This window comes from Rheinheimera mangrovi (assembly GCF_003990335.1).
In the GTDB taxonomy this organism is placed as follows: Bacteria; Pseudomonadota; Gammaproteobacteria; order Enterobacterales; family Alteromonadaceae; genus Pararheinheimera; species Pararheinheimera mangrovi.
Map to the genome: position 1 here is coordinate 51,663 of NZ_CP034683.1, position 26,180 is coordinate 77,842.

The 26,180-nt window shown below is 46.9% G+C and carries 20 protein-coding genes; 11 read left to right on the forward strand and 9 right to left on the reverse strand.

Going from position 1 to position 26,180, the window contains the following annotated elements:
• Positions 1-21: 21 nt before the first annotated feature.
• Together EK374_RS00235 and EK374_RS00240 are read left to right on the forward strand one after the other, a co-directional pair.
• Positions 22-762: an EAL domain-containing protein gene (locus EK374_RS00235; protein ID WP_233280296.1), complete on the forward strand. Its 741-nt coding sequence runs from the start codon at positions 22-24 to the stop codon at positions 760-762.
• A gap of 80 nt (positions 763-842) precedes the next feature.
• Positions 843-2,015, forward strand: coding sequence for a cystathionine beta-lyase (locus tag EK374_RS00240; protein ID WP_127019065.1), 1,173 nt, complete (start codon positions 843-845; stop codon positions 2,013-2,015).
• Positions 2,016-2,071: 56 nt separating this feature from the next.
• On the opposite strand, the gene EK374_RS00245 is transcribed toward EK374_RS00240, so the two are convergent.
• Positions 2,072-2,767, reverse strand: coding sequence for a VC0807 family protein (locus EK374_RS00245; protein ID WP_127019067.1), 696 nt, complete (start codon positions 2,765-2,767; stop codon positions 2,072-2,074).
• Between the two features lie 310 nt (positions 2,768-3,077).
• On the opposite strand from EK374_RS00245, the gene bfr (EK374_RS00250) reads away from it, so the two are divergent.
• The 4 genes from bfr (EK374_RS00250) (at position 3,078) to EK374_RS00265 (ending at position 6,337) form a co-directional block, all read left to right on the forward strand.
• Positions 3,078-3,554, forward strand: a complete 477-nt coding sequence (gene bfr, locus EK374_RS00250; RefSeq protein WP_127019069.1) for a bacterioferritin — start codon at positions 3,078-3,080, stop codon at positions 3,552-3,554.
• 2 nt (positions 3,555-3,556) lie between these two features.
• Positions 3,557-4,024, forward strand: coding sequence for a bacterioferritin (bfr, locus tag EK374_RS00255; RefSeq protein WP_127019071.1), 468 nt, complete (start codon positions 3,557-3,559; stop codon positions 4,022-4,024).
• A gap of 164 nt (positions 4,025-4,188) precedes the next feature.
• Positions 4,189-4,950 (forward strand): fumarylacetoacetate hydrolase family protein, encoded by a 762-nt coding sequence (locus tag EK374_RS00260; RefSeq protein WP_127019073.1) that lies wholly within the window; start codon positions 4,189-4,191, stop codon positions 4,948-4,950.
• A 40-nt stretch (positions 4,951-4,990) separates the two neighbouring features.
• Positions 4,991-6,337, forward strand: coding sequence for a cation:proton antiporter (locus EK374_RS00265; RefSeq protein WP_127019075.1), 1,347 nt, complete (start codon positions 4,991-4,993; stop codon positions 6,335-6,337).
• 8 nt (positions 6,338-6,345) lie between these two features.
• On the opposite strand, the gene EK374_RS00270 is transcribed toward EK374_RS00265, so the two are convergent.
• Together EK374_RS00270 and EK374_RS00275 are read right to left on the reverse strand one after the other, a co-directional pair.
• Positions 6,346-7,479: an RNA polymerase sigma factor gene (locus EK374_RS00270; protein ID WP_127019077.1), complete on the reverse strand. Its 1,134-nt coding sequence runs from the start codon at positions 7,477-7,479 to the stop codon at positions 6,346-6,348.
• Positions 7,480-7,485: 6 nt separating this feature from the next.
• Complete coding sequence (locus EK374_RS00275) at positions 7,486-8,373, reverse strand: alpha/beta fold hydrolase (protein ID WP_127019079.1); 888 nt, start codon at positions 8,371-8,373, stop codon at positions 7,486-7,488.
• A 272-nt stretch (positions 8,374-8,645) separates the two neighbouring features.
• On the opposite strand from EK374_RS00275, the gene ppc reads away from it, so the two are divergent.
• Complete coding sequence (gene ppc, locus EK374_RS00280; RefSeq protein ID WP_127019081.1) at positions 8,646-11,276, forward strand: phosphoenolpyruvate carboxylase; 2,631 nt, start codon at positions 8,646-8,648, stop codon at positions 11,274-11,276.
• 62 nt (positions 11,277-11,338) lie between these two features.
• On the opposite strand, the gene EK374_RS00285 is transcribed toward ppc, so the two are convergent.
• Both EK374_RS00285 and EK374_RS00290 read right to left on the reverse strand, forming a co-directional pair.
• Complete coding sequence (locus tag EK374_RS00285) at positions 11,339-13,630, reverse strand: TonB-dependent receptor (RefSeq protein ID WP_127019083.1); 2,292 nt, start codon at positions 13,628-13,630, stop codon at positions 11,339-11,341.
• A gap of 255 nt (positions 13,631-13,885) precedes the next feature.
• The gene (locus EK374_RS00290) at positions 13,886-14,830 is read right to left on the reverse strand and encodes a WD40 repeat domain-containing protein (protein ID WP_127019085.1); all 945 of its coding nucleotides are present in this window, start codon (positions 14,828-14,830) and stop codon (positions 13,886-13,888) included.
• Positions 14,831-14,997: 167 nt separating this feature from the next.
• On the opposite strand from EK374_RS00290, the gene EK374_RS00295 reads away from it, so the two are divergent.
• Together EK374_RS00295 and EK374_RS00300 are read left to right on the forward strand one after the other, a co-directional pair.
• Entirely contained in the window at positions 14,998-16,257 is a 1,260-nt protein-coding gene (locus EK374_RS00295; protein WP_127019087.1) for an HlyD family secretion protein, read from the forward strand.
• A 348-nt stretch (positions 16,258-16,605) separates the two neighbouring features.
• Positions 16,606-18,720, forward strand: a complete 2,115-nt coding sequence (locus EK374_RS00300; RefSeq protein ID WP_127019088.1) for a peptidase domain-containing ABC transporter — start codon at positions 16,606-16,608, stop codon at positions 18,718-18,720.
• On the opposite strand, the gene EK374_RS00305 is transcribed toward EK374_RS00300, so the two are convergent.
• From EK374_RS00305 to EK374_RS00315, 3 genes are all read right to left on the reverse strand, one after another.
• Entirely contained in the window at positions 18,717-19,082 is a 366-nt protein-coding gene (locus tag EK374_RS00305; protein WP_127019090.1) for a VOC family protein, read from the reverse strand. The genes EK374_RS00300 and EK374_RS00305 overlap by 4 nt on opposite strands.
• A gap of 12 nt (positions 19,083-19,094) precedes the next feature.
• A complete protein-coding gene (gene mtnK, locus EK374_RS00310; RefSeq protein WP_127019092.1) occupies positions 19,095-20,267 on the reverse strand; it encodes an S-methyl-5-thioribose kinase in 1,173 nt (390 codons plus the stop codon).
• A 99-nt stretch (positions 20,268-20,366) separates the two neighbouring features.
• Positions 20,367-21,158 carry a copper resistance protein NlpE N-terminal domain-containing protein gene (locus EK374_RS00315; RefSeq protein ID WP_127019094.1) on the reverse strand — a complete coding sequence of 264 codons (792 nt, stop codon included), beginning with the start codon at positions 21,156-21,158 and terminating at the stop codon, positions 20,367-20,369.
• A 206-nt stretch (positions 21,159-21,364) separates the two neighbouring features.
• On the opposite strand from EK374_RS00315, the gene EK374_RS00320 reads away from it, so the two are divergent.
• Complete coding sequence (locus tag EK374_RS00320; protein WP_127019096.1) at positions 21,365-24,451, forward strand: efflux RND transporter permease subunit; 3,087 nt, start codon at positions 21,365-21,367, stop codon at positions 24,449-24,451.
• A complete protein-coding gene (locus EK374_RS00325) occupies positions 24,438-25,505 on the forward strand; it encodes an efflux RND transporter periplasmic adaptor subunit (RefSeq protein WP_127019098.1) in 1,068 nt (355 codons plus the stop codon). Before EK374_RS00320 ends, EK374_RS00325 begins: the two co-directional genes overlap by 14 nt.
• Here the strand turns inward: EK374_RS00325 and EK374_RS00330 are convergent.
• Positions 25,502-25,972 (reverse strand): CreA family protein, encoded by a 471-nt coding sequence (locus EK374_RS00330; RefSeq protein ID WP_127019100.1) that lies wholly within the window; start codon positions 25,970-25,972, stop codon positions 25,502-25,504. The genes EK374_RS00325 and EK374_RS00330 overlap by 4 nt on opposite strands.
• Positions 25,973-26,180: the final 208 nt, after the last annotated feature.

A 26,180-nucleotide genomic window follows, 5' to 3' on the forward strand; every position in this document is an offset into this window, starting at 1 on the left:
AAGCATGATGGAGTCAGTTTTATGGATTTTCCTCAACAAATTAAACAACAAAGCTGCATGGACTGCTTAAGTGGTCAATCACTTGGTTTTGAAATTCGTATGGCATTTCAACCTATTATCGACTGGTCAGTGCAAGATATTATTGGCTACGAAGCCTTGGTGCGCGGCCCTGAAGGTCAGGGTGCTGGCTGGGTGTTTGAGCATATCAACGACAGCAATAAATACTATTTTGATCAGGCCTGCCGGGTAAAAGCCATAGAAGCAGCTTCCAGGCTGGGTTTGAAGAAATTATTAAGTATTAACTTCTTACCTAATGCAGTTTATAACCCTGAAACTTGTATTCGCGCCACTATTGAAGCGGGCGATCTGTTTGGTTTTGATATCACCCAAATTATGTTTGAAGTGACAGAAGGTGAACAAATCATCGATCAGACCAAACTCAAACGCATTTTCGAGAGTTATGCCAAAAGAGGTTTTATCACGGCGATAGACGATTTTGGTGCCGGTTATTCTGGCTTAGCCTGGTTAACTTCGCTAAGGCCTGCGGTGTTAAAGTTGGATATGGGTTTAATTCGGGATATTGACAAGGACTCCGTAAAACAAGCTGTACTGAAGGGCATTCTGGCGGTCTGTTGTGAGTTAGGCACTAAATTCTGGCCGAGGGGGTTGAGAGCAAAACTGAACTGGATTACCTGGTCGCCTGCGGTATCAATTGGTATCAGGGCTATTACTTTGCCAAACCTCAACTGGAAAAGCTGTTAACTCATAGTGAGATCAACGGCTGGCGTTAAGCAGAAAAAAACTGTAGATTATCAGACATCTGGATGTCTAAGGTGTTCTTAATGAAAAAAGCAACTCAACTGATCCATGCTGGCCGTGGTAAAGAGTGGACAGGTTCGGCAGTCAACCCTCCTGTAGTGCGAGCCTCTACTATTGTTTTTGATAGCATGGCCGAGCTGAAACATGCGACAGCTCATCGCGGCGACAGAGTGCCTTATTATGGCCGCCGTGGTACAGCCACTCATTTTGCCTTACAGGATGCGATTTGTGATCTGGAAGGGGCAGCGGGTTGTGCATTATACCCTTGCGGTGCTGCAGCTATTAACGCCGCCTTACTGAGCTTTTTAAAACAAGGCGATCACCTGCTGATGGTCGACACGGCTTACGAGCCAACCCGGGCTATTTGCGATAAGTTATTGGCAGGTTTGGGTATAGAAACAACTTATTACGACCCTTTGATTGGTGCTGGCATCAGTGCGCTCATTAAAATCAATACCAAAGTGATTTTTTTGGAATCTCCCGGTTCTCTGACGATGGAGCTGCAGGATATTCCTGCCATTAGTAAAGTTGCCAAAGCTCATGACATAGTCTTGATGCTGGACAATACCTGGGGCACACCAGTGTTGCTGGATGCTTATGCTTTGGGTGTGGATATCTGTATTCAGTCGGCGACTAAATACATAGTAGGACACTCAGATGCCATGCTGGGTATTGCCACAGCCAACGAAAAACATTGGCCACAACTGCGCGAACACAGTTATCTGATGGGTTATTGTGCTTCGGCAGACGATGCCTATCTGGCCAGTCGGGGTTTGCGAACTTTAAAGGTGCGCTTAGCTCAGCATGAGGCGAATGCGCTAAAAGTGGCGAAGTGGTTACAACAACGACCTGAAGTCGAAACTGTGCGTCATCCTGCTCTGCCTGAAAACCCTGGCTATGATATTTTTCAGCGCGATTTCAGTGGCAGTAATGGTTTGTTTTCTTTTGTGTTAAAACAAGGGGATGCTCAGGCCGTGGCCGCTTTTATTGAAGGCATGCAACATTTTAAAATGGGCTTTTCCTGGGGGGGGTATGAAAGTCTGATTATTCCGAACTTAAACATTCAGAAACTCAGAACAGCCAGCAGTTGGCCTTACAGCGGGCCTTTGATCCGGTTGCATATTGGCCTGGAAGATACAGAAGATTTAATTGCTGATTTAACAGCGGCTTTTGAGCGTTTTAATAACGTGAATTAACAGTTTTTTTGATCAACAAAAGGCGCTGTTTGTGCAGCGCCTGCTATTGAAAGATTTTACTGGCGTAAAAAGGCTTCGATGCTTTCGCCTGTCACTTTGCCAATCTGACTGAACAAGTACCAAACGGCGACCATCAACATAATAGTACAAGGCAAAGCTATTATCGGATAACTCAGTGCTGTCATTTGCGCCAGCTCTTCGTTAAATGCAACAGTGCCGGGAGGGCTGACCAGTAAGTATTTCGCCAGGCCATAGTTTAATACAGAAGACACCATAAAAGAGCCTGCCACCAGATAAGCACAGTTTTGTAGTTTGGCCGCAAACAACTGTTCTGCGTTGTGAGCTTTTAAGCTGGCTTCCAGTTTTGTTAAGTCCATCAGCTCGTCGTTCAGCAGGATTTTTTTCACCAGCGGGTACTTGCTGCGCTGGCTGATTAACACCACCAGCGCAATAATACCGGGAACAGCGGCTTCTTTAATGGCGATGTAGGCTGGGTCGAGCTGCAGTAAGCTAATACCCCCGGTAAATAACACACTGATCACACCCAGCACAGATAAAAAGTTTACCTTTTTACTTTGCTGTAATTCCCACAGGCCAAAACCTAGAGGAAAGGCTAAAGCGACCACTAAAGCCCAGACAGGGCCTAACTGGTGATCTTCACTCAATTTGCTCAGAATCAGCGTGGGAATAACGATGTTAAATGCCAGGTTAACTAAAAAACCTGATGATTTTTTCTTTTCTGTCTGACTCATAAATTCTGGCCTTGCTGCATGTTTTAGTATTACAACTGCTTAGTGTGGGGCCGAGTATATCTGATTTGGTGGCTGTTACGCAGTATCACGCCGAATAGTGCAGGGCATTCGATGAAACACAAAATAGGCTGCTGACAGTAGCAAAAGCCTTAAGCTACTGATTTGTTGGTCTTTATAAAAACTTAGCAAGAACTCTGGCACTAAAGCGAACTATTCTCAATGTCATCTTATTGATTTTGTTGGTTTTTTCTTGAGTTTGTTGATTTTTTGACTACAATAAGCACAGTTTTTGAATTTGCAGGTATTCGCTATGAAAGGCCAACCTTTAGTGCTCGCTAAACTGAATGAGGTGCTGACCTCTGAGTTAACGTCCATTAACCAGTATTTTTTACATGCCCGTATCTATAAAAACTGGGGTTTGGCTCAGTTGAATTCGGTTTGTTATAAAAAATCGATCAAAGATATGAAGCAGGCTGACGAGCTGATTGAGCGTATTTTATTCCTCGAAGGCCTGCCAAACCTGCAAGCTTTAGGCAAGTTACGTATAGGTGAAGACACCGAAGAAATGCTGCAGTGCGACTTGGATTTCCAGCACGATCAGCTGCCTTTGTTACGTGATGCCATCAAATTGTGTGAACAGCATCAGGATTATGTCAGCCGTGAATTGCTGCAGGAAATTCTGGAGCACGAAGAAGAGCATGTCGACTGGATTGACACTCAGCAGCAACAAATTAATTTGGTCGGTCTGGAAAATTATCTGCAAAGCCAAATGGGTTCAGGAGACTAACAATGAAAGGTAATACACAGGTTATAGCCGCCTTAAACGAGCTGCTGTCGAATGAACTCAGCGCCATGGATCAGTATTTTATCCATTCCCGTATGTATCACGACTGGGGTTTAAGCAAACTGTTTGAACGTATCGATCACGAAGTGACAGATGAAAAAGCTCATGCGGCAGCCTTGATTGAACGTATTTTGTTTTTAGAAGGCACACCGGATTTATCCAAACGTGACCCGCTGCAGGTGGGTACTGACGTGCCGTCTATGCTGCAAAACGATTTAAATGTGGAGTATTCGGTGGGTGCTTTACTGAAAAAGACCATAGCTTTGTGTGAGTCAGTGCAGGACTATGTCACCCGCGATTTGCTGATGACTTTATTGGACGACACTGAAAACGATCACGCCCATTGGCTGGAACAACAGCTGCGCCTGATCAAGCTGATTGGTTTGCCAAACTATATTCAGTCGCAAATCTAAGGCTATTGCCTGTTTGCAAAAAGCACCTTCGGGTGCTTTTTCTGTTTAAAGTCGTCAGTATAACGCTTGGGAAGCTTTCATTCTGCCATTGAACTACACCCGCAGGCGGCTTAAAGTACAAAGCCCTATGGATGCTGTCAATCAATGCTTGAAGGACTTATTTTGTGACTCCAGAACAAATTCAACTTTCTGCGGCCTGGCTGGCGGATTATCGACAACGTGGTGAAGCCGCACCTTTATTGCCAGCAGAGTTACGTCCAACTTCTCTGGCTGAAGCTTTTGCAATCCAACAATGGTTGTTTATTGAATTGGGGCTGCCTGTGGTTGGTTGGAAAGCCGGACTGCCTGGGCCAGATAAATGGGTACTGGCGCCTATAGCTCATCTGCAACAAGGCGAGCTTTGCTTGTTTGAACAACAATCAGAGCAGTACAGTATTGAGCCTGAACTGGCATTTTTGCTGGCGACCGATTTACCTGCCCGCACCGAACCTTATAGCGAAGCTGAGGTAAAAGCGGCGATTGGTGCTACTCATCTGGCACTGGAGCTGATCATTAGGCCTTACAACGCTGATGCTGGTGCAGAATTTTTAGATCAGTTGGCGGCAGGGTTATTTAATCAGGGTTTGTATATAGGCCCGGCTTTAGCTGAAGAATCTTTATCAGAAAAGTTTGAGCTGGTGCTGGAGTATTCGGACCAGCAACACAAGTTTGCGGCTCAACACCCCAATCAGGACCCGCTATTACCTTTGTATTGGCTGGTAAAGCATTTAAGTCAGCAAGGCATTGGTTTAAAACAAGGCGAATGGGTGATCACTGGTTCTTACGCCGGCGTATTGCAAGTACCTGCTAATACAGAGCTAAAATTACAGTTTGGGCCTCTTGGCCAAATCAACACCTTCTGTCGTCATAAGGCTGTGATAAGCTAATCGGCTGATTTGGTTTTTAATTTGCCATGGAGAGTTTTGGATGGAGTTTTTACCGGCCTGGCCACTGACCATTACGCCGCTGTCATCCTTTGGTTTGCTGCTGTTGATTGGCAGTTTGGGTGGTTATCTGGCGCATCGTATTTCCTGGTTACCCAGTATCACAGGTTTTATGCTGGTAGGTTTTTTAGTTGGGCCTAGTGGCTTGGGATTATTGACTGAGTCCGTACTGAAAGACTCCCGCATATTAATAGATATCACGCTGGCGCTGATTTTATATCGGCTGGGTTCTTCACTGGATTTGCGTTTTCTACGGCAGTCACCACGTTTACTGGTGATAGCACTGGTGGAAAGTACCTTAACCTTCAGTGCGGTCTTTACCCTGTTATGGTTATTCCAAATTCCATTGGCTTTGGCCGCCTTAATTGCTGCTATTTTAGTGTCGTCTTCTCCTGCAGTGTTATTGCACGTTGCCCATGAAGTCGGAGCCAAAGGTCCGGTCACTGAAACGGCCAAGTCCTTAGTTGCTTTGAATAACCTGCTGTCTTTCCTGGCCTTTGCTTTTGTGGTGCCGGTATTGCTTGCAGAGCAGGATGCGGGTTGGCAGCAAATCGTGTTGCAACCTATGTATTTATTGTTGGGATCGGCCTTGTTAGGTGGGGTTATTGCTTATGGTCTGCATTTTTTAACCAGTCGCACTCAAAGTGCCGTGCAATACAAGCTGGCGCTGGTGGTTGGCGCTTTAATGTTGTGTCTGGGTTTGGCCCAGCAATTAAAACTATCGGCACTTTTTGCGCCGCTGGTGGTTGGTATCATAGTGCGCAGTATGGAACGCAAAGAAGTAGTGTCTGCACTGGAGTTTGGCAGTGCTTTTGAGCTGTTTTTTATCGTCTTGTTTGTATTTGCCGGTGCTAACCTGCACTTTGCCGAACTAGTGGCTTTTGCTCCTGTGATTATGGCCTTGGTGGCAGTGCGGGCAGCAGCTAAATGGTTTGGTGTCAGTGTCAGCTCTGTACTGCTGGGGCAAACAGTACGAACCGGCGCCTCGTCCGGTTTGCTGCTTATTCCTATGGCAGGTTTGGCGATAGGTCTGGTGCAAAGTTCCAGCCAGTTGGTACCAGAACATGCTGCGGTTATCAGTGCCATAGTGCTTGGTGCTGTCACAGTGTTTGAAACCATAGGTCCTCCCATCGCCTCTTATGCCTTTCGTCTTGCCGGAGAAACTGAGGCCCAGGCATCAGCTGCTGTCGCAGAGCAGCAACCACAACATCCATGGCAAGCCGAAGGCACTGTAGCTGTGGATCTGTCAGCTTTATATGCGCCTGAACCCGCAGATGCTGTGCTGTTACAGCAGTCTGAACCGAAACGCTTTAAATTCTGGCGCTGGTGATCGAAAGTCTAATGCCAGCGGCCACTTTGTATCAGGCCGTAAATCAAACCAAAAAAGCCAGCACCGTAGCCAGCTGTCATACCCAACACGCACCAAAGTGTATTTTGTCGCTTCACTCTGGCAAGCTCTGCGGCGTTGGGGTATTGCCGTTGCAAGCGTGGGCTGACGATTTGCTGTAATTGCAGCTGGCTATAGATCAATCCTGCGATCAACAGCACAAAAGCTGCGATCGGCGCCCAAGCCCCACTGGTCAGTTCGTAGGCCGCTGTTAATAATAGGCCCGATAACAAAACCCATAGGACAGTTTTGTTGCGTAACCTTTTTAGTGCAGCTTTTTCATCTTCACTGTCCGCCCTTTTTAGCACTGTCCTCATACCAAACACCACACCTGCTACTGCAGCAAAAGCGCCTATCATGGCGCCACCCAGCAGCACTGCAATTTTCGCCAGCCAGCCACTTTGTTGTGCTGCAACAGAGACAGAAGTTGCAGCCGCGACAGGGGGCGCTACACTGGTCAAAGCCGCAGCTATCACAGCGCTGAAACCTAAACCCGGTGCTGTGCTTAACACTAACTGGCCGTAACGAGCTAATAGACTGTCTTTTAATTGCTCCCGCACTCTGGATAGTTTTTTACGCACATTGGCGTCACTTAAACCCAATAAATCAGCCACTTGCTGACTTGATTGCTCTTCACGGTAATAGAGTAAAACGATTTCCCGGCTGTCTTCAGGCAATTGGCTGATAAAGTCCTGCATAATAATTTGCTGCTGCTCACGCTCCAGCAGATCCTGCATTGAAGCTGTTGGGTCGGCGAAATTTTCCAGCAAACTTTCTGCCTCTTCTCCCAACACTTTTTGCTTTACCTTGTTGTCCCGCAGGTAGTTGTAACTGCGATGCCTTGTCATTTGTCGGACCCAAGGTAAAAAACTGGCAGGTTCACGCAGCGTTGCTAACTGCTGCCAGATATAAATAAACACCTCTTGTGCCACTTCTTCGCTGGCGTCCAAATCTTTCACTATCGCCAAAGCTATGCCTGTGACTGTATGGCGACACTGAGTGATCAGGCGTTCAAAGGCGTTGCGATCGCCTGCAGTGGCGGCAATCACGTCAGGTAATAATCTCTGTTCCACTGTAGTTAACATTTGTTATTATTCCTTTATAAAATCAGTGATTTGCGTCAGTAGCCATTCAGGTTGATCCCACATAATAAAATGCCGTGCCTGCCAGTTAAAGTCCAGCTTCGCTTGGGGAATGGTGTTAATTTGTTGTTGATACAACGCCTGAACCGCGGGGCGCATGGCTGCCGAGGGTAAAGCGCCGCCAGCACCTAACAAGAGCACAGGCTGCTGAATTTTATGCACTTCGCTTCGCAGGTCAGTGGTTAATAGTTCAGCGATCACAGCACCCACAGTAGCCGGATCAGAGGCTCCTGCCATTTGGGTGATTAGTGCTGCATGTTGCGGCTGACTGACCTGAATATCCATACCTTGTTTTGCACTCTCAGCTAGTTGGACAGATGTCATTTGTTGATAATACTGCTGCATCATTCTGGCCTGAGGGGCCATTTGTGCTGTTGTAGTCGAGCTGTCGCGGCTAAAGACAGGCGCCAGATAAGGTAAGCCATCCACAGCTATCACTTTGCCAGTCAGTTTTGGATAAGAGCTTGCCAGCTGAAAGGCCAAAAACGCACCCATGCTATGACCAATGACTATCGGCTGCTTTAACTGCTGGTGCTGTATATAAGCGGCCAGTTCACTGGTCACTTGTGTTAGTTTTAAAGGTGTTGCCAAAGCGGGAGTTCCGGCAAAGCCAGCTAGACTCACTAAATGTAGCTGGTAGTTTGGTTTTAACGCGGTTGCCAGCTCTTGCCATACCCGCTGATCAGACATCAGGCCTGGGATCAGAATAATGGCTTTGCCCTTGCCTTCGACCTGCACCTGAAAACCAGGTGCTGAGGGGGCATCAGCCTTAAGGCTTTGACTTAGCAGCATAAATGCTGTGTAGCACAGCAGAATAATAGCTTTTCTTTTCAACATAATGGTGACTCCTGAAATTTAATAAAGCTGCGTATCTATTCAGTACAGTTATGCAGCGCCTGAACTAAGTACCTTCAGCTTCGGACTATGTGACAAAAAGCAGAGAGAAAACTTCAGACTTCTATACTTCTGGCTTTCTATTTTGTTGGTCGTTTTGTAATCTATCAGGCTTGAGCACTAAACAAATACCCGCTAGGGTGGGTAAGAAAACTATAAATAACGATAGAAACCGCAGTAAAAAACTGCAGGCAGTGCAACGAGGAGAGTGGGTCATGTCGCAATATGCTGCCTTGAGGGCAAATGTCGGATTGTTGGGTACCCAGTTGGGTGACACCATACGCAATCAGTTAGGTGATGCAGTTTTAGAACGTATTGAGCAAATTCGTGCTTTAGCCAAAGAAGCCAGGCAGGGCACAGAGCTACAGGATCAGCAACTGAAGCAAGTGCTGGCTAGTTTAACCGATCAGGAAATTTTGCCGGTTGCCCGTGCTTTTGCGCAGTTTTTAAATCTGGCGAACCTGGCGGAACAGCATCATACCATCAGCAAAGCGGGTCATGCTTCTATTGAAAAACCTGAACCAGTGGCTGAACTGCTGCAGTTGCTGCAGGATAAAAATGTCAGCAAAAGCCGGATCGAGCAGGCTGTGGCTGATTTATCTATAGAGCTGGTGCTGACTGCGCACCCTACAGAAGTCACCCGCCGTACTCTTATTCATAAGCTGACTGAAATAGCGGCCTGTTTAGCAGAACTGGAGCAGGATTTAGTCCCTGTACAGCAGAAAAAAGTAGAAAACCGTTTGTATCAGCTGATCACTCAGGCCTGGCATACCAACGAAATCCGCGAACAACGGCCCACTCCAGTGGATGAAGCCAAGTCTGGTTTTGCTGTGATTGAAACTTCGCTGTGGGACGCTATCCCAGAGTTTATCCGCGAATTAGATACTGCCTTGTTGCCTGTGCTGGGGCATGGTTTGGCGTTAGACGCCGCTCCTATCCGTTTTTCGTCCTGGATGGGTGGAGACAGGGACGGTAACCCTTTTGTTACTGCCAAAGTCACCCGTCAGGTGCTGCTGCTAAGTCGCTGGAAAGCCGCTGATTTATTCAGCCGTGACCTGGATGTGCTGGCCAACGAACTGTCGATGAATCAGGTCAATGATGCGGTACGTGCTGTAGTGGGGGATGTATCAGAACCTTACCGTAAGCTGCTGAATGATTTCCGCCATAAATTACTGCACACCAGAGACTGGCTGACCGAAGCATTAAAACATGACAGATTACAACGACCTGACGATTTGATTTGGCATAACCAGCAACTGTTGGAGCCTTTGCTGCTGTGTTATCAGTCTTTACTCGACTGCAAAATGCAGGTGGTGGCTGAAGGCCTCTTAAAAGACACCATTCGCCGTGCTTATGCCTTTGGTTTAACTTTGCTGAAGCTGGATGTGCGGCAGGAGTCTGGCCGTCATACCGCTGTATTCAGCGAATTTACCCGCTATCTCGGTATTGGCGATTATGCTGAATGGGATGAATCAACCCGTCAGGCTTTCTTATTAAACGAGCTGAGCAGCAAAAGACCCTTATTCCCGCGCAACTGGTCACCAAGCCCTGAAGTGAAAGAAGTACTGGATACCTGCGATATAGTGGCCCGGCACGGACCTGAAGCTTTATCTACTTATGTTATTTCTATGGCCGGTAAACCCTCAGATGTACTGGCGGTGCAATTATTGTTGAAAGACGCCGGTATTACTTTCCCTATGCGGGTTGCGCCTTTATTTGAAACCCTGGCTGATTTAACCAATGCACCTGAATGTATCAGCAAGTTGCTGGCCATCGACTGGTACAGAGGGTATATCAACGGTCGTCAGGAAGTGATGATTGGTTACTCAGACTCGGCCAAAGATGCGGGGGCTTTTGCGGCGGCCTGGGCTCAATACAGTGCGCAGGAAGCATTAGTGGCTATTTGTCAGCAGGCTAAAGTGCAACTGACCTTGTTCCATGGCCGTGGCGGTACTATAGGCCGTGGTGGTGGTCCTGCTCACGCTGCTATTTTATCCCAGCCGCCAGGATCGCTGGCCGGTGGTTTGCGGGTCACTGAACAAGGCGAGATGATCCGCTTTAAGTTTGGTTTAAATGGCTTAGCGCAGCGTAGTCTGGCCTTGTATGCCAGTGCCGTATTGGAAGGGGTGTTATTACCGCCACCTGTGCCGGAGCAAAGCTGGCGTGAGTTGATGCAGCAATTGGCTACAGTGTCCTGTGATGCTTACCGTGCTGTGGTACGGCATCACCCTGATTTTGTGCCTTATTTCCGCGCTGCTACACCAGAGCTGGAATTGGGCCAGTTACCGCTTGGCAGTCGTCCGCCAAAACGTAATCCAAATGGCGGTGTTGAAAGTTTACGTGCCATTCCATGGATTTTTGCCTGGTCGCAAAACCGCCTGATGTTACCGGCCTGGTTAGGCGCAGGTAGTGCGTTGGCCGTTGTTGTTGAGCAAGGTAAAACTGAGCTGTTGACGCAAATGCGCGCTAAATGGCCGTTTTTCGCCACCCGTTTGTCGATGCTGGAAATGGTGTATTTAAAAGCGGATGCAGAAATTGCCGCTTATTACGACGAAAAACTGGTACCGGAGCACTTATTGCCTTTAGGTTTGCAATTGCGTCAGCAGTTAGCTGCAGATACAGCTTTGCTGTTAAAGCTGATCCAAAGCGATACGCTGATGGCGAAAGAGGCCTGGATCCGCGAGTCTATTATGCTGCGAAATACTTATGTCGACCCGCTGCACATACTACAGGTGGAGCTGTTAAATCGGGTAAGGCATGAACCTGAAACAGTGAACGACAGTATTAAACGCGCTTTGATGGTGACTATTGCCGGTATTGCTGCTGGTATGCGCAATTCTGGTTAAGAGACTGTTTTTAAATGAGAAAGGGCATACAATGTATGCCCTTTTTTGTCTAAAATTACAACTTAGAAAAAGTTCTTTTTAAACTCAACACCGATGATACGAGGTTCGTTAACAAAACCTGTCAGGTTGTTGAAGTCGATAGCACCTTTTAAGTTTTCTTCGTCGGTGATATTACGGCCAAATAAAGCCACTTCGTAATCGTTATCAAAGTTCAGATAACCAATACGTAAGCCTGCTTCGAAGTTGCCATTGGTGCGGTATTCCATAGATTCATACAGGAACAGGTTGGTTTCACCCTGACGGGCTACGTCACCATAAATATAAATCTCACCTGTGCTGACTGGAATATCGTAACGGGCATTGACCGTTAAAATAGTTTCAGGAGCTTGTGGGAAAGGGTTGCCGTCAATAAAGACTAAACCAGCGCCACCAGCAGGGTCTGTTGGTGTACAAGCGCCTGAACCACAAGGAGCAACCAGTAAGTTTTGATCCTTCAGCTCAGTGTTGTTGTAGCTGAAACCGCCGCCCACGACCAGGCTCTTGGTAGCACGCCATTCAGCATCCACTTCGAAACCATAACCCACACCTTTATCGGCATTGATCAACTGGTTACCCTGAGTTTCACCACCAATAGCAGATAACTGAATATCGTCAATGGTGTAATAAAACAGAGCACCGTTCAGGCGCAGTGAATCGTCCAGTAAGTCAGACTTAGCACCCACTTCAAATGAAGTAATGGTTTCTGAATCTGCGACTGAAGGTGCTTTTTCGAAAGCAACGTCACGGCCCTGAATAGACTGAGCACGGAAACCGCTGGCAACACGACCAAACACGCTGGTTGAGTCTGTCAGACGATAGTTAGAGCTTAACTCCCAACTGACCTGACCGTCATCGACTTTGATTGGGTCGTAAACCTGGATGCTGGCTGAAGGATTGCCATTGGCATCAGGCACAACTAAAGCTACACCGTCTACGTTTTGCTGGCCTACCCAGAAGGTTTTTTCGTCGTAAGTGTAACGAATACCACCTGTGATATCCCAGCGATCGGTCAGGTTGTAAGTGGATTGACCAAACACAGCCCAGCTTTCGTTACCATGGTAAACCGTGGTGGCACCAAAGAAACCGTCGATACTGGTGACGCCAAACGAAGAGTCAAAATAGAAGGCTCCAACCTGCCACTCTAAAGCTTCAGTGGTGTCACTGGCTAAACGAAATTCCTGAGTAAACTGTTCCAAATCATCCAACTGGTCTTCAGTTACAGCATCAAAAGGAATAAAACCAGGGCCCATTTGTTCAGGAATGTTGTCAAAGTTAGAGTCGATGCGGTGACCACCGTCAATATCACCTTTACCTTTACCGTCAGCATTTTCCTGAGCCGTGATAGAGGTGAAGGTCATACCGTCAATATCAAATTCCAGCGTTAATGAAGCACCGAAATTTTCGTATTTTTGGAAGTTACCATCACCCTTGTCGTAATAAACGGTATCACGGTCAAAGTTGTCATTCAGCTCATTACTGCCTGGAGTCAGGATATTGGCTCTGAATAAAGTAGAGGTACCATCCAGCTTACGACCATGCACATTCAGCAAGGCAGAAAAGGCATCAGTGTCATATAAAAACTGTAAACGACCTGCTTTTTCATCATGACCACCAGTGAAGTCTTTTTCACCAGTAAAACCGTTGTTGACATAGTCATCACGGTTTTGGTTCATTAAGGATATACGGGCAGACAATTCGTCAGTTAAACCACCACCAGCAGCACCTTCTACGTTAATAGTGCCGAAGCTACCAACAGTCGCTTTGGTATAAGCTTCGAAGTCCTGAGTGGGTTTCACTGAATTGAATTTCACAATACCAGCTGTGGTATTACGGCCAAACAAAGTGCCTTGTGGGCCACGGATCACTTCAGCTTGCTCGATATCAAATAACGGGAAGCTCTTGAGGATCACGTTTTCCATCACTACGTCATCCATTATCACAGAAACTGGCTGAGAAGCGGCCAGATCAAAATCTGTGTTGCCCAAGCCACGAATGTAAAAACGTGGTGCCGCACGGCCGTTTGATGATTCAGCATATAAACCTGGAATTTTGCCAGATAAAGCCTGGATATCCTCGCCGCCTGCAAACAAAGCGTCGAACTTTTCACCGCTTAATGTTGCAATAGAGATAGGAACTTCCTGGGTGCTTTGCACACGTTTTTGTGCTGTCACCATAATGCGTTCCAATTTGGTCTCTTCAGCAGCCTGGTCTTTGTCACTTTCCTGCGCTAATAAAGCAGGAGAAAGACCCATGGCTGCAGCGAGCAGGCTGGCCTGAATACTCAATGCCAGCACAGACTTTTTGCATGTTTTCATCAATGTTTTTACCTTAGTTTTAGGCTGTTATGTATTTTCTGGTGCGTCCTGCGGAGTGGTTATCGAAGCGAACCCTACAAACTCTGGAGTGACCACAGTGTTTGCTTTGATAACTTGTCTGCTATTATAGCATTTAGCAGTGAATTTTGCCGATCTTGTAGATAAAACGCTTAAAAATCATCTGGTTTTTGAAGTTTATTTGCACATTATCTACTTAAGTAAAGCTTGGTTTACCTGATGCTAACTTATGCCAGCTCAAGCTTGGATACGTAAAAGGGCGGTATAAATTGAGCAGCGACCCTGATGAGAAGAATAATAACTGATGAGTAGTTTATTTTGCTGCAGAACCATACCTGCATAACTGGTATCTCCACCCGAAGGTAAAGCCATTATTTCAGTCAGCTCGCCTGAGCTCTGATCCAGAGTCACCAGGCTGGTTCTTACGGTTTCGTTGTAAAGCCTCACTACCGCCAACATTTTTCCATCAGTAGTAAAAATAGCCTGCGGACCACCAATACGGCAGCCAATATCTAACCATTGCCAGTGCGTGTAAGGAGGTAAAGAATGGCCAAGCTGGCCATGGTCAGGATCTTTGCGTAATAAACACCAGGCTGTGTCTTGGTTATCAAATAACAAAGCCGCCTCATTGGCATATCCTTCCGCATAAATTCTTGGTGCTATCACCTCAAACTGAGCTGACGCCTTTTGTTGATATAGACGAATATGCCGGTCAGAGCCACATTTATAGGCGACTGCATAAGCCTGATCACGCAGCCAGCTTAAACGCCATACCCAATATTCAGCTTCGCCCACAGCCTGAGGTTCAGGCCAGGTTTTTCCATCAGTTGAATGCCAAAGATAAGACTGGTAAGCCTGTCGTGTTTTGTCATGAAAAGCCGCAGCTGCAAGCAACTGTAGCTTACCGTCCGGGGTAACCGTCAGTTTACCGTCCCGCAAGTCTGCGACTGGATTTTGTAATACAGCTACAGTGCGCCATTTTTTACCCTGTACTGAGTTCATAATTCGCAGCACACCATCTTTGGAGTGATGGCTGGATGCCTGACGAAACACCAAATAATAACGTTGCCTGAAGTAACATAAGTCTGTAAAAGCGTTATGTTTTCCTGCTTTCCACGCCCTGTTTACCCAGAGTAGTTCCAGGGTCGGTGTTGCTGTTGCTTCCGTAGTTTTTGTTGTCATTGCCATTAACTGGTAGTATTTTTAGTGTTAATAACTTGTTTATTTTTGTGACTTATCTACACTGGTGTTTAGGTTAAAAACAATTCCTTCATCCGTGTCGGGTTTATGCCTGTCGGCACAAAGTGGATAGTCTTTTTGCAGTGTACAAAACTGTGAGGAGTTTCACTATGACGACAGAGCAAAGTTTATTCAGACCCAAAGCACTGTTGGCACAACAGCAACGGTTGGAAGGACAGGTCAGTATTGTCCAGCCTGTCAGTACTTCACTATTGTGTATCTGTTTGGTTGGTATTGTTGTCAGCTTGCTGCTGTTTTTAAATCAAGCGAGTTTTTCCCGCAAAGAGACAGTGAGTGGTTATCTTAAGCCGTCCAGTGGTGTTGTCCGGGTCCAAAGCCAACGTTCAGCTGTACTTAAACAGCTTTATATTCATGATGGTTCTGAAGTTCAGGCAGGTCAAAAGCTGGCCCTGCTCAGCAGTGACGAATATCTGACAGCCGGGCATAGTCTGACCGCTCATTTACAAAACAGCTTGTCGCTTCAACTGGCACTAAATTCGCAAAAACAGCACGAGCTTATTCAAAGTTATGCTCAGCAGTATCAGCAATTGTCGGCGCAAATAAGTAATGTTAAGCAGCAGCTTGCAGAAAATAAACGCCAACAGCAGTTGCTGTCCCGGCGCATAGATTTACAGGCGCAACGTTTGCTGTCTCAGCAGCAACTGGTATTAAAAGGACATGTGGCTAAGTTGCAGCTTGAGCAGCAGCAAGACCAGCACCTGATGTTGCAGCAACAATTAGCTGAGGTGCAAACTTTAGCTCAATCCATTCTGCAGCAGCAGATCCAGTGGGAAAACCAACTTCAAACTTTACCTGTTGATCAGCAACGCCAAATTCAGCATTTGGAAGCGGAACGGTTGCAATTTGAGCAGCAAAAAACCGAGTTATTGGCTCGCGGCGAAGTTGTTTTGATCGCTCCCGTGGCTGGCAGAGTAACCAATCTGCTGGTCAGCGAAGGTCAGCAAGTGCAAGGGGCTCAGGTGTTAATGCAACTGCTGCCACAATCTGGTTTTTTGTACGCTCAGCTATTGGTACCAACCCGAGCCTTTGGATTTATTCAGCCTGGCCAAATCACCTGGCTTCGATTTGATGCCTTTCCCTATCAGCGTTTTGGTTTGTCTCAGGGAGAAGTTCACCAGCTTTCAAAAGCAGTGCTGATGGCGCAAGACCCTGATAGTCCGGTACAGATTAAGGAGCCGGTTTATCAGGTGCAGGTGCGCCTGAATCAACAATTTATAGAAGCTTATGGCGAACAGATGCCATTGCAGGCCGGTATGTTGTTAAGTGCCGACATCGTACTAGAGCAGCGCTCAGTGCTGAGTTGGTTACTTGAGCCGCTGGTCAGTTTAAAGGGGCGTTTTCAGATTTAGATCAGATTGCTCAGGGAGGATATGATGGCTGATCGCATCGGAAAATGTAGGGCTTTGCTGAATAGTTTTATTCTGAGTAGCTGCGCGCTTTTTATGCTCTTTTCTGCGCTAAACGCTATAGAGAAAGGTCGTATCTGGGACTTTCTGCTCTGCAGTGGTTGTGTTTTAACTATCCTGCTTGGCCCAAAAGACAGTGAGTTTTTTAAAACAAAAATTTCAGGCTTCAAGGATCTGAACAAGCTCGATTTTTATACAGACCCGCTCACTGCTGCTTTTTTGATCATGTCACAGTTCATGATGGTGGCAGGTCTGCTGGGTATTGTGCTGTTTGGGCGGTAGGGCATTCAGATGCAAATTATCTACCAATCCGAAGCGGCAGAATGTGGGTTAGCTTGCCTGGCTATGGTAGCCGGAGCTTATGGTTATAAAACTGATATGGTCAGTTTGCGTCAGCGTTATCCTTTGTCGCTCAAAGGCGCTACTTTGCAGCACTTGATGCAACTTGCCGATCAACTTGGGTTGGCTGCCCGGGCTTTGCGACTGGAGCCGGCAGAGCTGTCGCAATTAAAGCTTCCTTGTATTTTGCATTGGCAAATGAGTCATTTTGTAGTGCTGGTGAAAGTCAAAGGTCAAAAGGTTCAAATCCTTGATCCTGCATTTGGCCAGCGTGAATTGAGCTTTGCTGATATCGACCAGTGCTTTACCGGTGTAGCGCTTGAGCTGAGTCCAACCAAGGTTTTTAAAAAGGAAGATCAACGCCAAAAGTTAAGGATGCGGCAGTTTTGGTCTTCTGCATCTGGTTTGTGGACTGCGTTACTACGGATCCTGTTGATGTCTCTGGTGTTGCAGTTTTTTTTGCTGGTTGCACCTTATTATATGCAACTGGTGGTGGATGAGGTGTTGGTAAGTAGAGATCTGGATTTATTGCATGTGTTGGCTGCGGGTTTTGCGCTGCTATTGCTGTTACAAATAGTGACGAATGTGCTGCGCAGCTGGTTAGTACTGCACTTAGGGTCGGTTTTAAATCTGCAGTTAGCAACTAATTTGTTTCGGCATTTGCTGCATCTGCCGCTGAGTTTTTTTGAGAAGCGCCATATGGGCGATATTGTGTCGCGTTTTGGCTCCTTGCAGCAGTTGCGTGAATTGCTGACCAATAGCCTGATTGAAGCTCTCATTGATGGTCTTATGGCCTGTACAGTGCTGGTGCTGCTTTTTGTTTATCACCCAGTGCTGGCTGCTGTGGTTCTGATCGCCGTACTGCTTTATGCAGTGTTGAGATTTGTTTTTTACGCCCCTCTTAAGCAATGTACCGAGCAAGGGATAGTAGCTCGGGCCAAAGAACAATCCGGCTTTATGGAAAGTGTGCGAGCTATTCAATGTTTGCAGCTGTTTTCAAAACAAAGCCAAAGGTTAAGCCTGTGGCAAAATCAGTATTCAGATGCAGTCGATCAGCAATTCAGGTTGGGGCGCTGGCATATTTCGTTGCGGGCTGTGCATCAGTTACTGTTTGGTGCTGAGCACATAGTGGTCATTTATCTGGCGGCTTTGGCGGTGATCGACAATGCTTTTAGCGTCGGGATGTTATTTGCGTTTGCCAGTTACAAAGCGCAGTTTACCCAAAGATCCGCTGCTTTTATTGACCACTGGGTTGAATTCAGGATGCTTGAACTGCACTTGCAGCGTCTGGCCGATATTGCACTCACGGACACTGAAAAGTCTGGGGAGAGTCAGCCGTATTTACAGTTGCAGGGGCATATTGAATTGCGTGATGTGGACTTTCGTCAGACAGAGCAGGAGCCCTGGCTGTTTCATCAGCTTAATTTCCGGCTGTCGCCAGGTGAAAGTGTCGCAATTGTTGGGCCTTCCGGGACAGGAAAAACCAGTTTATTAAAAATTATTCTGGGATTAGCCAATGCACAGCAAGGTAAAGTGCTGGTGGATGGTATGGAGCTAAATAGCTTTGGCTTACAGCACTATCGCAGCCAAATTGCCGCTGTCATGCAGCATGATCAGTTGTTATCAGGTTCTGTGATGGACAACATCAGCTTTTTTAGCCCTAAACCAGATTTACAGCATTTGATGTCTTGTGCTGAACTTGCTGCTATCCATCAGGATATTGTAACCATGCCTATGGGCTACAATACCTTGGTTGGAGATATGGGCTCGGCCTTATCCGGAGGGCAAAAACAACGCTTATTGATTGCCAGAGCTTTGTACCACAGGCCTAGAGTATTACTGCTTGATGAAGCCACCAGTCATCTGGATTTGATGCTGGAGGCCAGAGTTAATCAGGCCATTCGGCAATTAAAGGTGGCACGTATTATCGTGGCACACAGGCCTGATACTATTTTAAGTGCGGATCGAATTCTATTATTGCAACAAGGCCAGTTGACCGATATTACATGCGAGTTTCATCAACTGCATCGATCTCCCGGGTCACTTAACCATGCTGGGACGTCTTAGCTTTTCGGTTGCCAAAGTTCAAACCTGTTGCCTTCAGGATCCATAGCCCAGCCAAATTTACCATAGTCACCATCTTCAATCTGGTCATCAACCCAGACATCAGCAGCTTTAAGCTGCTTTAACATGGCATCTAAATCAGCGACCCTGTAATTCACCATGCTTTGTTGGCTCTGAGCGCCAAAATAAGTTGTGTCGGCAGCAAAAGTGGACCAGACAGTTTCATCCCCAGCTTTAGCTATAAAGCTGCCATAAGGTGCATCAGGAGATAGCGGAACCCCTAAATGCTGTTGATACCAAAGTGCCAGCGCCTGAGGGTTTTTTGCGCGAATAAATACGCCGCCTATACCTGTGACTTTTTCCATCGAGCCCTCCTGTTACTCTGCCAGTTTCGCCAGTAAGTTTGCTGGTGTTATCTGTTGGCGTTGCACAATTAGATACTGCCCCAGCTCCAGTAGTTGTCGCTGAACCTTAAGTTTAAAGCTTGCATCCGTCAGTTGCTGTAATTCCGGTGCCGGTGCCCAGCCTACAGTGCGACGGATCAGTTCACAGCCAGCATAACCTAAAGTATCCTGCCATAACTGCTGTAAAAACCGCTGCTGATAAAGCGAGTTCTGAAAACTCTGGTCTTTGGTTTCTTTTTGCATCAGAGTGCTGAACACAGCAGAAAACTCCTGCCAGAATACATCGATTTGGTTTGATAAATAGGGTCGCCCAGATACAGAGTCGGTTGGGTTTTGGGTCATTAAATTTAAAATAAGGCTGGCGATAAAAGTACCGGTATCAAAAGCTATAGGGCCATAGCAGCCAAATTCTGCGCCTATCACTTTATATTCTTCATGGCTTACCAAGACATTACCGCAGTGCAAATCGCCATGCAATAAAGCCTGAGGTTTTGCTAAAAAGTCTGCTTTCAGTTGTGCTACTTCCGCCTGAAGCTCTTCATTGAGCCATAAATTCCGGACTTCAGGCAGTTGCGAAAAGCTCAGGCTATTGCGTTCGTGGTTGCAGTAGGGATCGGTGAAGACTAAATCCTCAGTCACAAGGCAGAGTTCAGGATTGTTAAATTGCAGCTGCCTGGCTTTTTTAACCGGACCTGTTAAGACAAAATCGCTACTGTAAAAGCTGGTTTTTGCCAGATAACGGCCCAGATGAATGCCGATACCTTGTGGTTGTTGTTTTGTATGAAGCGCTGTCCGAAGCACGCTGCAATCTGATAAATCCTCAAGCAGTAAAGCGGCAAGCTCCTGGTCATAAAACAACACCTCCACCAGATACTCAGGGCTGATTTTGGCGTGGTGCTTTAATACATCAGCTTCAATTTGTGCTCTGTGTAAACTAACAGGCCAGTGCTGGGTTAAACCTGAATGTTCAGGCAAAGCTTGTTTGACGATAAGGCTAGTGCCTCTGTTATTTTTTACTCTGAACACCTGATTCAGGCCGTTGGTGTCTAGCTGTTCTGCGGTTAACTGACTATGGTCACCAAACAAATCGCTATGCTTGTCGGCAAATAATGCGGCGTCTTTTGGGCTTAGGCGTTGATAAGGCATTGAGTCACAGGTCCATAAAAATAAAAGGCCATCATCGCAAACCCTTTTAGGCTGCACAATGGCCTTTTAATGCTGAGAATCAGTTGGCTGGAACAGATACTAAGGTTGTACTGCCGTAAAGCGCAGCAAAGCTGCTGTGCGGGCTTTATAAAAGGCTAGACCTGAGTCATTCAGGCTGTAGTTATCAATGCCTTGAATAGTCGTCAGAAACTGCTGCTCTATCGAGCCATTCAGGCAAGCCTTTTGTGTAGTGGCCATAGGTTTAAAGGTCAGGCGCAGGCCTTCTGCTTTGTACTCACCGGTAAACTGGTTACAGCCAGCAAAGCCACTGACTCTGGCGTCCTCACCAAACTGCAGATAAGGAGTCAGATCAGGTTCTGTGGTTGGAACCTCTTGCCCCATTAATTCAGTCAGTTTCCAGCGCACCCCCGTCAGTTTATGCTCTGCGACAAGGCTTTGTTTAGTCAGCTTGTAGTTGTCCGCTAAATCACCTGTGATCAACTCACCTTGCATATCCAGTTGGATCAACTGATTCTCTATTACTTTGTACAAGGCAGGCCCTTCTTTCTGATCTAGCAGGCGAATCACAGAACCTTTTACATCCCACTCGAAGCTGCCTTGTTGTTTAAAAGGTGTGGCCTCTTTACCAAGATAAGTTGTGCTGAGCTGATAGCTATTGTCCATATTCAGCGTTAACGAGGTCTCTATACCTTCACAGTCGGCACAAGGCACAACCCCTTTATAAACACCGGCCCAGTCTAAGGAATTGGCGCTGTTGTGATGGTCGTAGGCGGTTTGGGCCTGAGCTGCGGCAGATGGTTCGGTTGGCGCAGGCCCACAGGCGGCTAAAACCAACCAGGCTGTCAGGCTTAATATCAGTGGTTTAAACATACTTAATCTCCATCTTTCGGTCATTCAGGGCATTTTTACTTCGTTGCAGTGTAAAGACTGCGGGCTTTACCAAAACTGAATTAACAGGAAAAACATGGCACCAACCTGTATTCACAACCGCTGGTCACAGTGAGCTGGAGCCTGTGACAGCACTGGGTACACTGATCAGCATTAGCTATCTTGTCCCTGAAGAGTAGAGCAGAACCATGAACTTAACCCGAAGCAGTATAAAAAATCCGGCCGCTGTGGTGGTGGTCAGCCTGATTATGGTGTTATTTGGTTTGCTCGCTGTGGCTAAGTTGCCTGTTCAGCTTTTACCTTCGATCGAGCAACCACAAATTTTTATTCAAAATGGCTGGCGGGCCGCAGCGCCTGAAGAAATGGAATCCACCATTATTGAACCGCAAGAAGCAGCGCTGCGCACTGTGCCGGGCGTGACAGAAAGCAGCAGCTTTATTGGGGCTGGTTTTGGTTTTATCACTCTGACTTTTGATGTAGGTCAGGATATGCAACAAGCCATGCTGAATGTGATCAATGCGTTAAATCAGGCCCCTCCACGTCCGCGTGAAGCGGCTGAACCTGTGGTTTCACTGAACAGTGGTGCTGGTCCTGTCGCCAGTTTATTAATCCGTAAGCTGGATGAAAATGCCGACGCTGATTTTACGGCTCTGCAACCCGTGATTGATGATGTGGTGTACCCCAGATTAAAAGCCATAGCTGGTATGTCCCAGGTTGATTTATCCAGTCGTCGCGCTAAAGAACTGCATATCGTATTTGACCCTTATCGTTTAGCCGCCCTGGGCTTGTCCGTAGATCAATTAAGTTCACGTATTGGCCGAGCCAGCAATGTATCAGGTGGTTTTGCTGAGGTGGGGCGGCGGGAATACACAGTGCGTTTTGTCGGGCAGTACAACCCGGTACAATACGAGCAAATGGTAGTGGCTTATCAAAACGACAGGCCTGTTTATTTGCGTGAGGTGGCCGAAGTAAAAATTGATTATGCCGAGCAGGCTGGTTTTACCAAACGTAATGGCTATCCGGCTTTTTACATCACTTTACAGCGTGCCGCCGGCTCCAATACTGTTGAAATTCTTGATGCGCTGAACAAAGAAATCGCCGACTTAAATCAAAATGAGCTGCAGAATAAAGGCATTGAAATAGTGCTGAGTTTTGATGCCTCTGTGCATATCAAAAGAGCCATTGAGCTTGTGAATGGCAATCTGGTTTTGGGCATAGCTCTAGCCCTCGGTATTTTGTATCTGTTTTTACGCGGCTGGCAGGCCACTCTGTTGATCGGTTTAACCATCCCGGTTTCGTTAATGATGTCCATAATGGTGCTGGATTTATTTGGCCGCTCACTGAATGTTGTGTCTTTGGCAGGACTGGCTTTTGCGGTAGGTATGGTGTTGGACGCTGCCATCATAGTGCAGGAAAACATAGTGCGCTTATTGCAACAGGGTCTGGCGCCTGAGGTTGCGGTGAAAAAGGGTGCAGCTCAGGTCAGTAGCGCACTTTGGGCATCTACAGCAACCACAGTGGCTATCTTTGTTCCTGTATTGTTTATGCAGGGAGTTGAAGGGCAGCTGTTTTATGATTTGGCGCTGACTTTGGCTGTAGCGGTGACATCGTCTTTACTGGTGGCCTTAACCGTCTTGCCTGTTGCATCTTTGTACTGGTTAAAGCCCCAATCCGGGCAAGAATCGGTGTTGTTGTTTTGGCAAAAGCTAGCTAGCAATCTGAGCCGCTTTACTCAGAGCCGAAAAAGGGCCTGGGCCTGGACAGCTTTGTTTGTGCCGGGAGCGATATTCCTGATTACTTTATTGTTACCTAAAGCCGACTTTTTGCCTCAGGCTTCCATTGATACAGTTTTTTCCGGTTTTTCTCTGCCGCCAGGTGCCAATATGCAGGTACTGGAGCAAGAGATAGGCGATCTGCTGGTGGCCCGGCTGCGGCCTTATTATCAGGAGAAAAAATATCCGGCTATTAAGGGTTATAACCTGTCGATCAACAGGGGCTTTAACGTACTTTTTGTCTATGCCGAAGACCCGGATAGCATAGCGGATATGATTAAATTATTGCGGGAAGAAATTCTGGTGGGATTGCCTGATACCAATGCCTTTAGCGTACAAGGTTCGTTATTTAACTTTGGTTTTGGCAGTGGTCGCGAGTTAAATTTAGATTTTCAGGGCCCGGATGTGCCGCAGCTTATGCAGCAGGCGGCTGACGCCATGCCAAAAATTGAGCAATTACTGCCCGGAGCCACAGTGCGACCAGTGCCTGATTTGGCCTTGGCTCAGCCTGAATTACGTTTAACACCAGACGAAACCCGCATAGCGCAAAGTGGCGTGGACCGTTTTACCGTGGCCACTATGGTGCGAGCTGTCACAGACGGTATTTATATTGGTGAGTACTTTGATGGTAACGAGCGGATGGACATTATCCTCAAAGGGCAAGGCTGGCAAACTCCAGAGCAATTAACTGCGACACCTTTGTATACACCAGGCTCTGGTGGTCAAACCTTAGGTCAGTTGAGTGAGCTGAATTACACCACTGGACCCACATCTTTGCAGCGGGTCAACGGTCTGCGAACTATCAGTTTACAAATCACACCTCCTGCCACCATGGCGTTGGATGAAGCTATGCAAATTTTGCAACGTAAGCTGATGACCCCTTTACGTGATGAAATGCCACAACAAATTTCAGTGCAGTTTCGTGGCAATGCGGACCGGTTATCTCATGCCATGACAGAGATGGGGAAAAACTTTGCTGTGGCTGTGTTTATTCTGTTTTTACTGATGGCCGCTTTATTCCGTTCTGCTAAGGACAGTTTATTGGTGGTGCTGACTATACCTATGGCCATTCTGGGTGGCGTGGTAGCGCTCAGGATCCTGAATTTGGTGACTTTCCAGTCGCTGGATTTACTGACCATGATAGGTTTTGTCATTTTGCTGGGGCTGGTGGTGAATAACGCGATTTTATTAGTGGATCAGTGTCGGCAAGGTCAGCGCGAGGGGCAGTCCCTTGATCAAGCTTTGTATCAGGCTATTTTAACCCGCGCCAGACCTATTTTTATGAGCACCTTAACCAGCATATTTGGCATGTTACCACTGGTGCTTGTACCTGGTGTGGGTTCGGAAATATACAGGGGTTTAGCTGCTGTGATTGTCGGCGGTATGACCTTTAGCATGCTGTTTAGTCTGGTATTAATTCCGGCTTTATTGCGTTTGACATCCACAGCCCGCCAAAACGACCGGGCTCCTCTTTCTTTGGAGATCTCTGATGCAACTTCATAAATGGGTTCTGACGACGGCTTTATTTTGTTCATCTTCCCTTATCGCGCAAACGCCGCCTGATAAGGTGGTCAGTGTGGCCCAAGTGCAGCAGCAGGTGATGTTGCCACACACTATGGTTACAGCTCAGGTACAAAGCCGGTATCAGGCTGATGTGACAGCCGGAGTTGAAGGCCGGTTATTGTGGCTGGCTGAGCCCGGTACTCAAATTAAACAGGATGAAGTGATAGCGCGTTTAGATACCACGCCTTTGCAGTTGCGGGTGAACGAAATGCATGCCCGTATCAGCAAAGCTGATATTCAGTGGCGACGTTTGCAAAAAGATACTGCGCGTTTGCTTGAACTCAGCAAAAACAATAGCGTGGCTTTAACTCAACTGGATCAAATCAGTGCTGATCGCGACGGCGCAGAAGCTGAACTGAAATTATTGCGCGCCCAGCTGGCGCAACTGCAGGATCAAATTGATCGCAGCTCAGTCAAAGCGCCTTTTGCCGGCGTGGTTGCGCAACGTTTCCATCAGTATGGTGAAGATATCAGTAGAACGGACGCTTTAGTGCGGCTGGTCAATTTGAGCGATCTAGAAGTTGTGGTGTTTGCGCCGCTGAAATATGCCGCCTTTTTGCAGCAAAACCAATTGCTGCAGGTATTTCATAGTGGCGGCGAAAGTCAGCTGCCTGTGCGCAATCTGATCCCAGTCTCTGATATGCGTTCACAAACTTTTGAAGCTCGTATCAAAGTGCCGGAGCAGTTACTGGCTAACTTCCAGGTTGGTCAGTTAGTCTCCGTCGCTGTACCAACAGCTATTGCTCGTCAGCAGCTGCTAGTGCCACGGGATGCTGTGGTAGTAAAAAGTGAAGGCCAGTTTGTGTTTGTGGTCGATAGCGAACAAAAAGCTCAGCAAAAGGCAGTGGTCTTAGGCCAGGGCATGGGGAAGTTAATTGCTGTAGATGCAGAATTGTCAGCGGGTGAACAAATCGTGATCCGTGGCGGCGACACCTTAACTCAGGGCGATAAAGTAAAGGTGCTGACCGACAAAGAGTTCCCGATTAAAACTTAAGGCGTTTTGGCTGGCACCTTATCTTGCCATGCAGCAGTGCCCCAAAGTGGCACGCTGGTCAGCGAATGTTTGTAGCTGCCGGTGCTTTCTTTGGTGGAGTAAGACAAATACAACAAAGTCTGACTGCTACTGTCCAAAATACGTCGAATTTTTAAGTTCTTAAATAAAATGCTTTTGGAAGTGCTGAAAATCACTTCGCCGTTTTTAGAACGATCGATGTCTTTTAGCATAGCTGTGGTGATTTCACCGGTTTGACGACAGGCAATGGACATATCGGACGGGTCGGCAAAATCCAGATTGGCCTCTACATGGCTGATATGACAAGTCACACCTGGAATTTTGGGGTCGTTAAAGGTCTGAATTTTAATGTCTTTAGTGGTGAATAAACCTAAACTGACATCTGCTACTTCTTTGTCAGAACAAGCCGCAAGACCAAGAGCGGTAAAAACCAAAAGCCATTTTTTCATAATTCAGTCATCCTTTTAATTGTTCTGAATCTAATACCCAAAGTAATTGATGTTGCAGCGCGACGACAAGTGAGCGAGACCCCAGCAGCATAGTAGTCCTATGTGTAATTGGATTGAAGCGAGAACTCGCAGCTCATATCAATCATCACATACCACAAACTACTGGTGCGAGTAGCGTAGTCAACAAAGCTGCAGCTTCAAGTACGCA